Raw genomic sequence first — 14,803 nt, forward strand, 5'->3', positions numbered from 1 at the left:
GCAGTCCAAAGGCGACATGAATATGTCTTTGGCAGACATCCCGTGGGCCAGTCGCCACCCCATCAATCCTGGCTGCGTGTGTCGATACTGACCACCACCGACATCCCCGGCCGTAGTTGCCGGGCCTCCGGCTGGTCGGCATCGACAGTGATGCGCACCGGAATACGCTGGGCAATCTTGACGAAGTTGCCGGTGGCATTGTCCGCCTGCAGCAGGGCGAACTCCGAGCCGGCAGCGGGTGAAATCTGCTGCACGTGCCCCAGCAGCTTGCGGTGGTTGAGTGCATCCACGGTGAAGCTCACCGGTTGGCCGATGCGTACATTGGCCATTTGGGTTTCCTTCATGTTGGCAATCACCCACAGGGTGTCGGGCACCAGCGCCATCAACTGTGCACCGGAATTCACATATGCCCCCAGGCGCGTACCGATCTGCCCCAGTTGGCCGTCGCGGGGGGCGGTGACCCGGGTATTGTCGAGGTCGATGCGCGCCAGTTCCACAGCCGCCTTGGCATTCTCTACCGAGGCCTGCAACGCCTCCCGGTTGACCACCACCGTTTCCCGGTCCTGGCGGGCAATTTCCAGCGCCGCCCTGGCTTGATCCAGGCTGGCAACCGCAGCGGCTTCACTGGCCCGGGCCAGGTCCAGGTCACGGCGCGATACCGATCCGTCATTGACCAGCGCCTGATTGCGCCCAAGGTCGGCTTTGGCCTTGGCTACCTGGGCCGCCGCATCGCCGATGGCCGCCTGGCGCTGGGCAATGGTCGCTTCCGCGCTTTTACGCTGCTGCAGGTTGTTGGCCAGGGCTGCCTGCTGTTGCTGTAGCTGGGCACTGGCCTGGGCCAGGCGCTGCTTGTAGATGCGGTCGTCCAGTTGCACCAGCAGGTCACCGGTCTTGACGAACTGAAAGTCGTGCACCGGCACGTCGACGATGTAGCCGCTGAGTTGTGGGCCGATGATGGTCACCTGGCCGCGTATCAGGGCATTTTCGGTACTCTCGATGGCGCTGCCGAACGGCGGCAGGCGCCAGGCATACAGCACCAGCAGAATGCCGGCCAGGGCCACGCAAGCGAAGCTGATGGTTGAAAGGATGCGCACCCGCCGGGAGCGCACCGGGCTGGTCGGCTCGCTGGGTGGTGTGGCGCCTTCCGGGGTTTCGGCGATGGCGGTGGTGGTCGTGGTACGGGTGTCGTCGGTCATCGGGTGGGCGCGCCGGGGGTGGAGTCGGTGGAGATGGTCTGGCGTCTTGCGTGCCAGAGCCAGGTGCTGCGGATGCAGATCCAGATCATGGTCAGGATAGCGATGCTGCCGATCAGCACGAACACATCGTTGTAGGCCATGACATTGGCTTCGCGGGTGGCGGCATTGGCCAGCACACGCATGCCGGCCTCGCTGCGCAGTGCCGGGTCGGCAAACAGGCCACCGTAGGCGCTGCCGCCGCTTTGTACCCGGGCAGTTACCAACGGTTCCAGGTAGCTGAGGCGGTCCATCAGGTGGCTGGAGTGAAACTTTTCGCGCCAGGTCTGGAAGGTGCCCAGCAATGCCGCGCCAATCAGCCCGCCGAGGTTGTTGCAGATGCCGAACAACACCGAAAAGCTCACCAGGTTGCGCGGGTTGGCGCGGACATGGCTGATGCCCAGGGCCATCGACGGGCCGAGGAAAAAGGTGCTGCCGAACGCCAGCAGAAACTGGCTGAAGTACATCTGTGCCGGGCGCGTGAGGTTGCTTGAGCTGCTGTCCATAAACGCACCTGTGGCCATGGCCAGCAGCGAGACGAACAGCGGGATCACCAGGTGGTTGGGGTTGATGGTCAGGGCACTGCTGGCCAGGCCCGCCACTGCCCCCAGCAGCATGATCCAGTACAGCGTGCGCATTTGCTCGCTGCCCATGTTGAGCACCTGCAGGAAACCAACCGCGCCGGTGGACTGTTCGGAGGTGACCATGCGGATCAGCACCACACACAGGGCCAGGCGAATGATTGCACCGCTGCCCAGCCAGTGGGTCATCAGCAACGGGTTGCGCCGGTTGTGTTCGATGGCCAGGCCACTGAAGATCAGCGCAATCGATGCCGCCAGTGCCACGCCGATCCACGGCGCCTCCAGCCACCAGTCGATGCGCCCCAGCGACAGCGCGGCGCAGAGCAGGGCGGTGCCGCTGGCCATCAGGGTGAAGGTCAGGAAGTCCAGTGGTTCGAACGTCTTGAAGCGGTCACCGGGCGGCAGTTTGAGCATCAGTACGCAACCCAGCGCAGCCAGCGCCAGGCCCAGTTCGAACAGGTACAGACCACGCCATTCGGCGATCTGCAGCAGGTCTTCGGAAAAGATCCGCGCCAGCGGCAGCGCCAGCTGCGAGGCGCCCAGGCCCAATACCATCGCCTTTAGCCGCCATTGCGCGGGAAACGCCTGGATCATGTAGTACAGCCCCAGCGAGCTGAGCGCCGCGCCGACCATGCCGTGGGCCGCACGCACGGCGATGGCCGAATTGAGGTCGTTGACCAGCAGGTGGGCAAAGGTGACCAGGGCATACAGCACCAGGAACACCTCGGTGAACGCGCGCAGGCCAAACTGTTGCCGAAACTTCACCAGCAGCAGGTTGATGGACACGTTGGTCATCACGTAGGCGGCTGGCAGCCAGGCCATTTCCGCTGTAGTCGCGCCCAGGGCGCCCTGCAGGAACACCAGGTTGGCGGTGACCAGTGCGTTGCCCAGGCCACCGGTGATTGCCACCAGCAGGCCGACCACCCCATAGGCCAGGCGCTTGGCTGGCGAATGCAAAGGCGTGGAGGGCGAGCCCGGCAGGCTGGGTTTTTCGTGGGGAAGCCACTGGCGGGGGGCGTATTTTTCCATGGGGCAGACTGTACTTGAGGCTGCATGGAGTTGAAAACAGTCTACCCCTGCACCGGCCTCTTCGCGGGCTTGCCCGCTCCCACAGGAATCGCACAACAGCTGAGATCAGTGCAGTACCTGTGGGAGCGGGCGAGCCCGCGAAGAGGCCGGTTCAGGTTAACCAGAGACTCGGGCGCCAGGCTCAGAAATCAACACTGGCCGATAAGCGCAGCACGCGCGGTGTACCTTGGGTCAGGTAGTTGTTCGAAGTCGACGCCGACGCCCAGTAAGCCTTGTTCGCCACGTTCTCCACATTGGCGCGCAAGGTCACCCAATTGTCATCCATCTTGAAACGGTAGCGCCCGCCCAGATCAACCCGGGTCCAGGCCGGGATGTTCAGGCTGTTGCTGGCGTTGACGTACTGGCCGCCGGTGCGCAGCAGCCGTGCATTGAGCGCGGCACCGGCGATACCGGGCACGTCCCAGTCGGCGCCAAGGTTGTACTGGAAACGCGGCACGCCAGGGGCACGGTTACCGTCGTTGGTACCATTGGCCGTGTTTTTCAGCTCGGTGCGCATGAACACTGCACCGGTCAGCAGACGCAAGCCGTCCACCGGCTCGCCAAACAGGTTCAGCTCGACGCCTTTGTTGACCTGCTCGCCATCCATGCTGAAGGTGTCCTGGGTTGCACCTGCAGCGCGGTAGGTGGTGGTGCTGGGCTGTTCGATGCGGTACACACCAAGCGTTGCACCAAAACTGTCCCAATCGAGCTTGACCCCGGCCTCCACCTGCTTGCTGCGCTTGGGCGGGAACACTTCGTTGGCATTGGTCACGCTTGACGGCGCAGTCGGGCCCTGCGCCAGGCCTTCGATGCGGTTGGCGTAGAACGACACATGCTGCCAGGGCTTGAGCACCAGGCCATATACCGGCGTGGTCACCGATTCTTCGTAGTTGGCGTTGCGCACACCCGTAGCCGTGGCCCAGCCGTCAACACCGATCGACTGTTTGCGCACGCCAACGGTCAGCAGCACGCGGTCGTCGAAAAAGCCCAGGGTGTCGGACACCGCCGCGCTCTTGACGCGGTTCTTGCCGACGATGCGCGGGTCGTGCAGGTCGCTGCCGGTGTAGGTATTGGTCGGCCGGGGCACCGTGACAGGGTGGTACAGGTTGGTGTCATAGCGGTTGGCGGAAGTCACCGCCGCATAGGCAGAGCGCTGTTCGCCCCACATGCCCGAGAGGCCGAAGTTGACCCGGTGGCTCACCGGCCCGGTGGCGAAGCGGCCATTGATACCGGCCATGGCGCTCTTGTTGTCCTCATCGTGGGGCGGGTAAAGGTAGCCGCCGCGGGCTGTACCGTTCTCGTCGCTCACATACAGCGAGGAATACTCGCCGTTCTCACGGGTGTGCTTGGCACCTGCGCCGGCATACAGCATCCAGTTGTCGTTCAGGTCGTACTCGGCGTTGACCATGCCATAGGTGTCTTCGAGCTGCGACCAGGTCCAGGGTTGGGAATAGTTGTCGCGGGCGGACGGCGCGCGCGGTACCTTGCTGCCGGTGGGGTAGATCACCGCACGGCCCTGGTTGATACGCTCTTTCTGGTAACCCAGGTCGGTGGACAGGCGCAGGCGTTCGCCGCGGTAGTCCAGCGCCACGGCCACCAGGGTGGAATGCTGCGCCTCGTCGTGGACGCCGGTGCCGCCGTCATGCTGGGCCAGGTTGATACGTGCACCGAAGCGGTTGTCCTCTCCAAAACGTTTGCCCAGGTCCAGATGCCCGCCGATATTGGCGCCGGTGGCGTAGTCGAGGGTGACATGGCGGGTAGGGGTGTCCTCGGCGCGCTTGGGTACCAGATTGACCGCGCCACCGATGCCGCTGCCCTGGGGGGCGACACCGTTGAGGAAGGCATTCGGGCCCTTGAACACCTCCACCCGTTGCAGCGCTTCGGTGGTGACGATCTGCCGGGGCAGCACGCCGTACAAGCCGTTGTAGCTGATGTCGTCAGTGTTCAGCGGTAGGCCGCGTATGGTGAATACCTGGGAGAAATTGCCGAAGCCCGCCGACTGGCGCACGGCGGCATCATTCAGCAAGACGTCGCCCAGGGTGCGTGCCTGCTGGTCGGCGATGGTCTTGGCGGTGAAGCTGGTGACACTGAACGGGACATCGCTGATCGGTTGGTCGCCGAGCACGCCCAGGCGCGCGCTGCGGGCCACCTGGCCGCCTTGCCAGGTATCGCTGCTGGCCGCCAGGTCACTGTTGATGGTTGTTGCGCCCAGTTCCAGGGCATTGCCCAAGTCCACCCTTGGCGCCAGGGTGAAGCCGCCGCTGTCGGTGCTGATCAGGCTGTAGCCGCTGCCATCGAGCAGGCGGGCGAAGCCTTCCGGCACGCTGTAGTCACCTTCAAGGCCCTGGCTTTGCACGCCTTTGAGCAGCGCCGGGTCAAACGACAGGGGGACGCCGGCGCTGGCGGCGAAGCGTGCCAGCACGTCAGCCAGAGGGCCAGGCGCCAGGTGGTAGGTGTGCGCGGTGGTATCGGCCGCCATCGCCAGGGGGGCCAAGGTGGCCATGGCGATGGCAAGGCACAGGGCCTTGAGGCGGAAGCGATAGGGCTGGCGAGGCGTCATGCGAGGGTCCTGTGAAGGCAGAAGATGAGGGTTCTGCACTCATCACCGGACGACGCAGGAAAAGGTATCAATTTTTCTGCGCTTGGCTTTTACGCTTGTGGCTCCACAGTCACCCAGTAGCGGGTCATACCCTGGATATTCACCGGCAGGGTGTCGCTCAGCAGCCGCAGGCTGGCATCGGTGTCGGCCAGGGGGAAAGCGCCAGATACTTTCAGCTCACGCACGGCCGGGTGGCAGCGCAGCACGCCGGGGCGATAGCGTCCCAGCTCCAGTAGCAGGTCGGCCAGGCGCATGTCACGGGCCAGCAGCATGCCGTGCTCCCAAGCCAGGTCACCGGTTTCCAGCGTAGAGGCGGGCAGTACGCGGTCGGCATCGAAAGCGCTGCGCTCGCCAGCCTTGAGCAACAGGCCGCCGGCGTGCAGCGGACGGGTATCGACTGCGCCTTCAAGTACGGCCACCCGGGTCAGCCCGCCATCGATACGCACGCTGAAGCGGGTGCCCAGCGCAGTGGCCTGGCCATGCAGGGTGCGTACAAGCAGTGGGCGGGCCGGGGTGGCAGGGTCTTTGGCGCTGGTGAGCAGAATTTCGCCTGCCAGCAGGTCGATGCGACGCTGTCGGGCATCGAACGTGATATCGATGGCGGTATCGGTGTTCAGCAGTACCTGGCTGCCGTCGGCGAGCGTTAACGCGCGTTGCTCGCCGACCGCTGTGCGGGCATCGGCAGTCCATTGCTGCCAGGGTGTTTCACGCCAGGCCAGCCAGGCCGCAGGTGTAGCCAGCAGCCACAACCCAAGCCGGTGCAGGGCCTGGCGGCGGCTGACGGCACCGTTGCGGCTGAGCCGGCGCAAGGTTTCGCCGGTAACCGGTGTGGGCAGGCGGCGGAAATCACCCAGAATGGCTTCGGCCCGCTGCCAGGCCTGGGCGTGCTGTGCGCTGCGTTGGCACCAGGCCTGAACAGCGCGCTGATCGTCTTCGGAGGCGGTGCCTGATTGCAGTTGTACCAGCCAGTCGGCTGCCTCACCGAGAATCAGCGGGTCGATTGGCTGTGCCATCAGTCGATGCTCAGGCAAGCGAGGAAAGCGGTGCGCATGTCGCGCTTGATGGTTATCAGCGAAACCTGCAGCTGGTCGGCGATTTGTGGGTAAGTCAGCCCGTCAAGCTGCGAGAGCAGGAATACCTGGCGCACCCGCGCCGGCATTTCGCGCAGCATGGCGTCGACGCGGTAGAGGGTTTCAAGGATCAGCCAGCGCGTTTCCGGAGAGGGGACCTCGGGTTCGGGTAAATGAGCGATGGCTTCCAGGTAGGCCCGTTCCACATCCTGACGGCGCCAGCGGTCGACCACCAGGCCTTTGGCGATATGGGTGAGCAAGGCCCTGGGTTCGCTGCCAAAGTAGCTATTGCCCTGGCGGCTGAGCAGGCGCACGAAGGTGTCGTGGGCCAGGTCGGCGGCATCGCAGGCATTGCCCAGCTTGCGCCCCAGCCAGCCTTGCAACCAGCCATGGTGCTCGGTGTACAGCGCTTGAACCTGCAGGTTGAGAGTAGGGTCGGCGGGCGGCATGGTGGGCGCGAGATTCCGGGCAAAAGGGTGTAATTAAGAATTGATCGCATTCTATGCGCCGCCACGAAACCTGGCAATGCGCATGCGCTACAAGACCTTGGCCAAAAACGCCGCTGTGCGGCTGTCGGCACACCCTGCCACCCTCTGTGGCGGCCCACTGACCACCACCTTGCCTCCGGCATCCCCGGCCCCCGGCCCGATATCGATCACCCAGTCGCTCTGCGCCACCACGCGCATGTCGTGCTCGACCACCACCACGCTGTGCCCACCCTCGACCAGGCGGTTCAGTTGCACCAGCAACCGGTCGATATCCTGCGGGTGCAAGCCGGTGGTGGGCTCATCCAGCACATACAGGGTTGCCCCACGGGCCATGCGCTGCAGTTCGGTCGCCAGCTTGATCCGCTGCGCTTCGCCACCGGACAGTTCGGTGGCGGGTTGACCCAGGCGCAGGTAGCCCAGGCCGATATCCTGCAGCACTTGCAGGCAACGGCGCGCCGGTGGCTGGTCGGCAAATACCTGCAGGGCCTGGTCTACCGTCAGCTGCAGCACTTGCGCGATGTTCATGCCTTGCCAGCTCACCGCCAGGGTTTCGGGGTTGTAGCGGGCGCCGTGGCAGGTTGGGCAAGGCGCATAGACACTGGGCATGAACAGCAACTCGACGCTGACAAACCCTTCGCCCTCGCAGTTGGCACAACGGCCCTTGGCAACGTTGAAGGAAAAGCGCCCGGCGTCGAAGCCCTGCGCCCTGGCCTGGTCGGTGGCCGCGAACAGCTTGCGCACATGGTCGAACAGGCCGGCGTAGGTGGCCAGGTTGGAGCGCGGCGTGCGGCCGATCGGTTTCTGGTCGACCTGCACCAGGCGCTTGATGCTACCAAGGCCCGCACTCACATGGCCGCTGCTGGCCTGTTCAGGTTCGTCTTCCAGGCTCTGCTCATCAGGCTCGCCACGTTGCTCGGCATGGCCCAGGTGCGCGCCTACCAGCTCCAGCAGGGCCTGGCTGACCAGGCTGGACTTGCCTGAGCCGGATATACCGGTAACGGCCGTAAAGCAGCCTAGCGGGAATGCGGCGCTGAGGTTATCAAGATTGTTGCGGGTGATGCCCTCAAGTTTCAGCCAGTCGCGGGCCTGCCGGGGCTCACGCGTGGTCTGGGCCTGGGCATTGAACAGGTAGGCGCGGGTGCGTGATGGCTCGACCTCGGCCAGGCCTTCGGGCGGCCCGTTGTAGAGGATGGTGCCGCCATGCTCGCCGGCAGCGGGCCCCACATCCACCAGCCAGTCGGCGCGGCGCATGGTGTCCAGGTCGTGCTCCACCACATACACCGAATTGCCTGCGTGTTTCAGGCGCTGCAAAGCTTCGAACAACGCTTCGCTGTCGGCCGGGTGCAAACCGGCCGATGGTTCGTCGAGCACGTAGATCACGCCAAACAGCTGCGAGTTCAGTTGGGTGGCAAGGCGCAGGCGTTGCAGCTCACCGGAAGACAAGGTCGGAGTGCTGCGTTCAAGCGCCAGGTAACCGAGGCCCAGGTCGAGCAGGGTGTCGATGCGCTCCAGCAACTCATTGGCGATACGTTGGGCGGCCAGGCGTTTTTCCAGGGTCAGATCGTCCTGTTGCTGTGTAAGGTAGTCCGCTGCCGCCACCTTGCGGAACACCTCGGCCAACGCCTGCAAAGACAGGTTCGACAGCTCGGCGATGTCCAGGCCGGCGAAGGTCACACCCAGCGCCTCGCGCTTCAGACGCTTGCCCTGGCACTGAGGGCAGGGGCTGGGACGCATGAACTGGGCCACGCGCTTGCGCATTTGCGCGCTTTGCGAGTGCATGAACGTATGCAGCACGTAGCGGCGGGCGCCCATGAAAGTACCCTGGTAGCTGGGTTCCTGCTTGCGCTTGAGTGCTTCGCGGGTCTGTGCCGGGGTCAGGCCGGCATACACCGGTGCGGTGGGCGTTTCCTCTGTGAACAGGATCCAGTCGCGCTGCGCCTGGGGCAGGTCGCGCCAGGGAATATCGACGTCATAACCCAGGGTTACCAAGATGTCGCGCTGGTTTTGCCCTTGCCAGGCCATTGGCCAGGACGCCACCGCGCGCTCGCGGATGGTCAGCGACGGGTCGGGGACCATGGTTGCCTCGTTCACCTCGTAGACCCGGCCCATGCCGTGGCACTCGGGGCAGGCGCCCTGGGGCGTATTCGCTGAAAAGTCTTCGGCGTACAGCATCGCTTGCCCGGCCGGGTAGTGGCCGGCACGCGAGTAGAGCATGCGGATGGAGCTGGACAAGGTGGTCACGCTGCCCACCGAGGAACGGGCACTTGGCGTGCCGCGTTGCTGCTGAAGGGCCACGGCTGGCGGCAGGCCTTCGATGGCATCCACATCCGGCACCCCAACCTGGTCGATCAGGCGCCTGGCATAGGGCGCCACCGATTCGAAATAGCGGCGCTGGGCTTCGGCATAGATCGTGGAGAAAGCCAGGGAGGACTTGCCCGAACCGGATACGCCCGTGAACACCACCAAAGCGTCGCGTGGGATATCGACATCGATGTTTTTCAGATTGTGCTCGCGGGCACCACGGACGCGGACGAAGCCGCTTGCGGCACTAGGGCTTGGAGGCATGACGCAGACCTTGTAGCAGAACAGTGCGTCCAAGGTAACAGCAAATGCCGCTGCAGTGATGGCAGTGTTGTTGACCATCAAGTCAGATAGTTACGGAGTGACGCGCACATCGCTAGTGTGGCCAGCAGACTATAGCTACCAAGAGGTTCAATCATGCAAGCCCCAGCGTCACAAGCGATTTATCAGCAAGTCCCTGTTCATCCGGATTTTAGCCTTGCTGCCCGGTCGTATACGCCTTACGGCTTTCACGCCGCCCCGGCTCGCCCGTCACTGGGCTTTGCCGGCGAGCTGGATGGACCATTGCCACGCGGCTATCTGCTTGGCAGTGGCAAACGAGTCTATGACATAGGGCTGATGCGATTTCACAGCCCGGATGTGTTCAGCCCGTTCGACCGCGGAGGGGTCAATGCCTACGCCTATTGCCTGGGCGACCCGGTAAACAATGTGGATCGTGATGGTCATTCACCCACACGCATAGCAGGGCAAAGTACGGGGTTGGTCTGGGGGACGGTCGGCATGCTGTCTTCGCTCAACAAGGCCTCCAAAACGATTGTCAAAAGGTCGGTTGCCAAGACGAATGGGCAGCCTGTACCCAAGGAGTTCGACGCTGCGAGCCGTACCAACAATGCAATGATCTTCAATGGAGGCCTGGCCAGTACCGTTACGAAAATACCTGGTGTAGTGATGGCCTTCGGATATCCAACGGTCGGGTTGGCAAGTGAAATTGTCTGTGTATTAGGGATGGGGGCAGCGTCGACTGCCGGCGTGTTTAAAATGCGGCAACTGGTGACCGATATGAAAGCGACCCTTGCAGAAGCCAGGGTAAACAGAATTCCATTGGGCAAACTGGCAGTAGAGTCACTGAAGGAAGCCACCGGGTGGAACCGACTGCGTGGCCAGGAGTCCGCCATCCTTGAGCCGTTGCCGGAGAAAGTATTGCTGGTGAGATGGCCTTACACTGCGCGAACCCAAGCGTCGAATAGCCGTTCTGCCAGAGCGGGCAAATTAGGTTCCACCGTGTGAAACCAGATTAGATTGTGCTGCAAGGCTCCTCGCGTTTAGCTGTGCCAGGCACGACCTGCCTCACCCGTCGTGATCTCAAGGCAAACAACAAGACCGGGAAACCACCCGCGCGAGGAGATTCCACATGTCCCGACATCAGCACATCCTGGCCTGGCTCGACGATGTGGCCAGCGACCTGCACGCGATCCGTCACGATATCCACGCTCACCCGGAACTGGGTTTTGAAGAAAGCCGCACCTCGGCGCTGGTCGCCCGATTGCTGGAGGAGTGGGGCTATGAAGTGCACACCCGCATCGGTAAGACCGGTGTGGTCGGTGTGCTACGCAGCGGCAGCAGCAAACGCCGCCTGGGCCTGCGTGCCGACATGGACGCGCTGCCCATCCACGAGGCGACCGGTGCGGCGTACAGTAGCCAACACCAAGGCTGCATGCACGCCTGTGGCCATGACGGGCACACCACCATGTTGCTGGGGGCTGCCCGCTATCTGGCGGCAACCCGACAATTCGATGGCACGCTGACGCTGATCTTCCAGCCAGCCGAAGAGGGCCAGGGCGGCGCCGAGGCCATGCTGGCCGACGGCCTGCTGGAACGCTTCCCATGCGATGCACTGTTCGGCATGCACAACATGCCCGGGCTGCCGGCCGGGCACCTAGGCTTTCGCGAAGGCCCGATGATGGCCTCACAAGACTTGCTCACTGTTACCCTCGACGGGGTTGGCGGGCACGGCTCAATGCCCCACTTGACCGTGGATCCGCTAGTGGCGGCGGCCAGTGTGGTGATGGCGCTGCAAACCGTGGTGGCGCGCAATATCGATGCACAGGAAGCTGCCGTGGTTACTGTCGGCGCCTTGCAGGCCGGCGAAGCAGCCAATGTGATCCCGCAACAGGCGCTGCTGCGCCTGAGCCTGCGCGCGCTCAATGCTGAAGTGCGGGCGCAGACCCTGGAGCGGGTGCGGGCGATCATCGTCAGCCAGGCTGAAAGCTTTGGCTGCCGCGCCAGTATCGAACACCGTCCGGCCTACCCGGTGCTGGTCAACCATGCTGCAGAAAACACCTTTGCCACGCAGGTAGGGGTCGAATTGCTCGGCGCCGACGCGGTAGATGGCAATACCCGCAAGCTGATGGGCAGCGAAGACTTTGCCTGGATGCTGCAACGCTGCCCGGGCGCCTACCTGTTCATCGGCAACGGCGTTGGGCGGCCGATGGTGCACAACCCGGCCTACGACTTCAACGACGACATCCTGCTGACCGGCGCCGCCTACTGGGGCGCGCTGGCAGAGCGCTGGCTCGCGCCCGCCTGACCCTCCTTTTTGACGACTGCCGCTGGAACGAACCCGGGCGCGACCGCGCCTGGGCGATCACCCAATCATTATGTGGAGTGTTTCCTATGCAGACTTCGAGCACCGGCGTGTCGCGTACCCGGCAAGTGGTCGCCGCCGTTATCGGCAACGCCCTGGAGTGGTACGACTTTATCGTGTACGGCTTTCTGGCCAGCATTATTGCCCGGCAGTTTTTCCCGTCCGATGACGAATACGCCTCGCTGCTGATGGCCTTGGCCACTTTCGGCGTCGGCTTTTTCATGCGCCCGGTGGGCGGCGTGTTGCTGGGCATGTATTCCGACCGCAAGGGGCGCAAAGCGGCGATGCAGATGATCATCCGCCTGATGACCGTGTCGATTGCCATGATCGCCTTTGCCCCAGATTACCTGGCTATCGGCATGGCTGCGCCGCTGCTGATCGTGGTGGCGCGTATGCTTCAGGGCTTTGCAACCGGTGGTGAATACGCCAGTGCCACGGCGTTTCTTGTAGAGAGCGCGCCGGCCCACCGCAAGGGCCTGTACGGTTCGTGGCAATTGGTGGGGCAGTGCCTGGCGGTGTTTTCCGGGGCGGCGATGGTGGCCCTGGTGACGCACTTGTGTTCGCCTGAGGCGCTGGACAGCTGGGGCTGGCGCATCCCGTTCGTGCTCGGCCTGCTGATCGGCCCGGTCGGGTTGTGGATACGCAAGCACATGGAAGAGCCCGAGGAGTTCGTCGAGGCGCGCCGGCAGGCCAAGGGCCCGTCGCCCACCTTGTGGCAGGTATTGCGTGAACACCGGCGTAGCCTGCTGGTGTCAATGGGCCTGGCCTGTGGTGCGACGGTGTCGTTCTACGTGGTGCTGGTGAACATGCCGACCTTCGCCCACAAGAGCCTCGGGTTGCCGCTGGACCAGGTGCTGCTGGTGCAGATGCTGGCGGTGGGGCTGATGACCGTGGTCATTCCGCTGGCCGGGGCGTTGTCTGACCGGGTGGGGCGGCGCCCGGTGCTGATGGCTTTCACCCTGGCCTTTTTCGTGATGGTCTACCCGCTGTATGTGTGGGTGGCCGCCGCGCCTTCGCTGGAGCGCCTGCTGGTGATGCAACTGCTGTTGTGCACGGCCATCGGCGGCTTCTTCGGGCCGGCACCTACTGCCCTGGCCGAACAGTTCCCGGTGGAGGTGCGTTCCACTGGCGTCTCGGTGGCTTACAACGTGGCGGTGATGGTGTTCGGCGGCTTTGCCCCGTTGATCGTCACCTGGCTGACCAAGGCACTCGGTACGCCGGTGGCACCGTCGTTCTACGTGCTGTTCGCCTGCCTGCTGACGTTGCTGGGCACCTACTGCCTGAAAGAAGCCCCCCGAGCGGGCAAGCCTGTCGCCTTCAACCTTGGAGTAAAACCGTGAAGCCGCTAGCGATCGACCCTATCGTTGCCCTCGATGCCGAGGCGTTGTCCCAGGCCATCCATGCCCGCCAGGTATCGTGCCGGGAGGTGATGCAGGCCTATCTGGCCCATATCGAACGTTGCAACCCGCAGGTCAACGCACTGGTGTCGCTGCGCCCGGGCGAGGCGGTGTTGGCCGAGGCCGATGAGCGTGATCGTGAGCTGCAGCAAGGCCATTCCCGCGGCTGGATGCACGGCATGCCCCAGGCAATCAAGGACCTGGCTGCCACTGCCGGGCTGCGCACCACCCTGGGCTCGCCGTTGTTCGCCGAACAGGTACCCGAGCATGATGCGATCAGCGTGGCGAGGGTGCGGGCGAGCGGGGCGCTGATTGTTGGCAAAAGCAACGTGCCCGAGTTCGGCCTCGGTTCGCAAACCTACAACACCCTGTTCGGTACCACCACCAATGCCTACGACCCGCAGCGGGTGGCCGGCGGCAGCAGTGGCGGGGCGGCAGCGGCGCTGGCCATGCGCCTGCTGCCAGTGGCTGACGGCAGCGACATGATGGGTTCGCTGCGCAACCCGGCGGCGTTCAACAATGTGTTCGGCCTGCGCCCGTCGCAGGGCCGTGTGCCCCATGGCCCGGCGCTTGAACTGTTCGTGCAGCAACTGGCGACCGAAGGGCCGATGGGGCGCAGCGTGGTGGATGTGGCGCGGCTGTTGTCGACCCAGGCGGGCGTTGATGCACAGGTGCCGCTGTCGTTGAGCGAGGGCCGCCGCGATTTCGCCGCAGGGCTGCAGCGCGATTTCCGTGGCGTGCGGGTTGGCTGGCTGGGTGACTACAACGGCTACCTGCCGATGGATGACGGAGTGATGGGCCTGTGCGAGGCAGCGTTGGCCGATTTTGCCGAGCTGGGCTGCCGGGTAGAGGCTTGCCAACCAGCATTCGACCCGGCGCGTTTGTGGCAATGCTGGCTGACCCACCGCCACTTCCTGGTGCACGGCAACCTTGGCGCGGCCTATGCCGACCCAGCCAGGCGCGCCTTGCTCAAGCCTGAAGCGCAATGGGAAGTGGAGGGTGCCTTGCAGCTGAGCGCGGCATCGCTGTACCAGGCTTCACTGGAGCGCAGCGATTGGTATCGCGCCTTGGCCAGCCTGTTCGAATGTTACGACTACTTGCTGTTGCCGTCTGCCCAGGTGTTCCCTTTCGAGGCAACGCTGGCATGGCCGCAGGTCGTCGGTGGGCGGGCGATGGACACCTACCATCGCTGGATGGAGGTGGTGATCGGGCCGACCCTGGCCGGTTTGCCGAGCATCAGCGTACCGGTCGGCTTCAACAGCGCCGGTTTGCCAATGGGCCTGCAGATCATTGGGCCAGCCCAGGCCGACCATGCCGTATTGCAACTGGCCTACGCCCATGAACAGCTGACCCGCTGGGTTGAACGACGACCGCCACCGTGCCTGTTGGCCTGATGAAAGCACTGGGCAGGCGCGGTTCTTGC

The 14,803-nt window shown here is 64.1% G+C and carries 10 protein-coding genes; 4 read left to right on the forward strand and 6 right to left on the reverse strand.

Annotated elements, in window-relative coordinates:
- Nucleotides 1–62 precede the first annotated feature (62 nt).
- The 6 genes from P0Y58_15670 to P0Y58_15695 form a co-directional block, all read right to left on the reverse strand.
- Nucleotides 63–1,196: an HlyD family secretion protein gene (locus P0Y58_15670; GenBank protein ID WEK28348.1), complete on the reverse strand. Its 1,134-nt coding sequence runs from the start codon at nt 1,194–1,196 to the stop codon at nt 63–65.
- Entirely contained in the window at nt 1,193–2,842 is a 1,650-nt protein-coding gene (locus P0Y58_15675) for an MFS transporter (protein ID WEK28349.1), read from the reverse strand. Before P0Y58_15675 ends, P0Y58_15670 begins: the two co-directional genes overlap by 4 nt.
- Nucleotides 2,843–3,023: 181 nt before the next feature.
- The gene (locus P0Y58_15680; GenBank protein ID WEK28350.1) at nt 3,024–5,441 is read right to left on the reverse strand and encodes a TonB-dependent receptor; all 2,418 of its coding nucleotides are present in this window, start codon (nt 5,439–5,441) and stop codon (nt 3,024–3,026) included.
- An 89-nt stretch (nt 5,442–5,530) separates the two neighbouring features.
- Nucleotides 5,531–6,493, reverse strand: a complete 963-nt coding sequence (locus P0Y58_15685; GenBank protein ID WEK28351.1) for a FecR domain-containing protein — start codon at nt 6,491–6,493, stop codon at nt 5,531–5,533.
- Nucleotides 6,493–6,999, reverse strand: coding sequence for a sigma-70 family RNA polymerase sigma factor (locus tag P0Y58_15690; GenBank protein ID WEK28352.1), 507 nt, complete (start codon nt 6,997–6,999; stop codon nt 6,493–6,495). The genes P0Y58_15685 and P0Y58_15690 overlap by 1 nt, the downstream gene beginning before the upstream one ends.
- A gap of 87 nt (nt 7,000–7,086) precedes the next feature.
- Nucleotides 7,087–9,603, reverse strand: a complete 2,517-nt coding sequence (locus P0Y58_15695; GenBank protein WEK28353.1) for an excinuclease ABC subunit UvrA — start codon at nt 9,601–9,603, stop codon at nt 7,087–7,089.
- Between the two features lie 153 nt (nt 9,604–9,756).
- On the opposite strand from P0Y58_15695, the gene P0Y58_15700 reads away from it, so the two are divergent.
- The 4 genes from P0Y58_15700 (at nt 9,757) to P0Y58_15715 (ending at nt 14,774) form a co-directional block, all read left to right on the forward strand.
- Nucleotides 9,757–10,626 (forward strand): RHS repeat-associated core domain-containing protein, encoded by an 870-nt coding sequence (locus P0Y58_15700; protein WEK28354.1) that lies wholly within the window; start codon nt 9,757–9,759, stop codon nt 10,624–10,626.
- 124 nt (nt 10,627–10,750) lie between these two features.
- On the forward strand, nt 10,751–11,926 hold the full coding sequence (locus tag P0Y58_15705; GenBank protein ID WEK28355.1) for a M20 family metallopeptidase: 1,176 nt from the start codon (nt 10,751–10,753) through the stop codon (nt 11,924–11,926).
- Between the two features lie 86 nt (nt 11,927–12,012).
- Nucleotides 12,013–13,323 carry a citrate-proton symporter gene (locus tag P0Y58_15710; GenBank protein WEK28356.1) on the forward strand — a complete coding sequence of 437 codons (1,311 nt, stop codon included), beginning with the start codon at nt 12,013–12,015 and terminating at the stop codon, nt 13,321–13,323.
- Entirely contained in the window at nt 13,320–14,774 is a 1,455-nt protein-coding gene (locus P0Y58_15715) for an amidase (GenBank protein ID WEK28357.1), read from the forward strand. The genes P0Y58_15710 and P0Y58_15715 overlap by 4 nt, the downstream gene beginning before the upstream one ends.
- Nucleotides 14,775–14,803 lie beyond the last annotated feature (29 nt).

The organism is Candidatus Pseudomonas phytovorans, assembly GCA_029202525.1.
Taxonomy (GTDB): Bacteria; Pseudomonadota; Gammaproteobacteria; order Pseudomonadales; family Pseudomonadaceae; genus Aquipseudomonas; species Aquipseudomonas phytovorans.

What these genes read in the sequence shown, in the direction of transcription:
- P0Y58_15680 (WEK28350.1), bottom strand. Translation starts at nt 5,441, where the DNA reads ATGACGCCTCGCCAGCCCTATCGCTTCCGCCTCAAGGCCCTGTGCCTT.
- P0Y58_15685 (WEK28351.1), bottom strand. Translation starts at nt 6,493, where the DNA reads ATGGCACAGCCAATCGACCCGCTGATTCTCGGTGAGGCAGCCGACTGG.
- P0Y58_15705 (WEK28355.1), top strand. Translation starts at nt 10,751, where the DNA reads ATGTCCCGACATCAGCACATCCTGGCCTGGCTCGACGATGTGGCCAGC.
- P0Y58_15670 (WEK28348.1), bottom strand. Translation starts at nt 1,196, where the DNA reads ATGACCGACGACACCCGTACCACGACCACCACCGCCATCGCCGAAACC.
- P0Y58_15695 (WEK28353.1), bottom strand. Translation starts at nt 9,603, where the DNA reads ATGCCTCCAAGCCCTAGTGCCGCAAGCGGCTTCGTCCGCGTCCGTGGT.
- P0Y58_15690 (WEK28352.1), bottom strand. Translation starts at nt 6,999, where the DNA reads ATGCCGCCCGCCGACCCTACTCTCAACCTGCAGGTTCAAGCGCTGTAC.
- P0Y58_15675 (WEK28349.1), bottom strand. Translation starts at nt 2,842, where the DNA reads ATGGAAAAATACGCCCCCCGCCAGTGGCTTCCCCACGAAAAACCCAGC.
- P0Y58_15700 (WEK28354.1), top strand. Translation starts at nt 9,757, where the DNA reads ATGCAAGCCCCAGCGTCACAAGCGATTTATCAGCAAGTCCCTGTTCAT.
- P0Y58_15710 (WEK28356.1), top strand. Translation starts at nt 12,013, where the DNA reads ATGCAGACTTCGAGCACCGGCGTGTCGCGTACCCGGCAAGTGGTCGCC.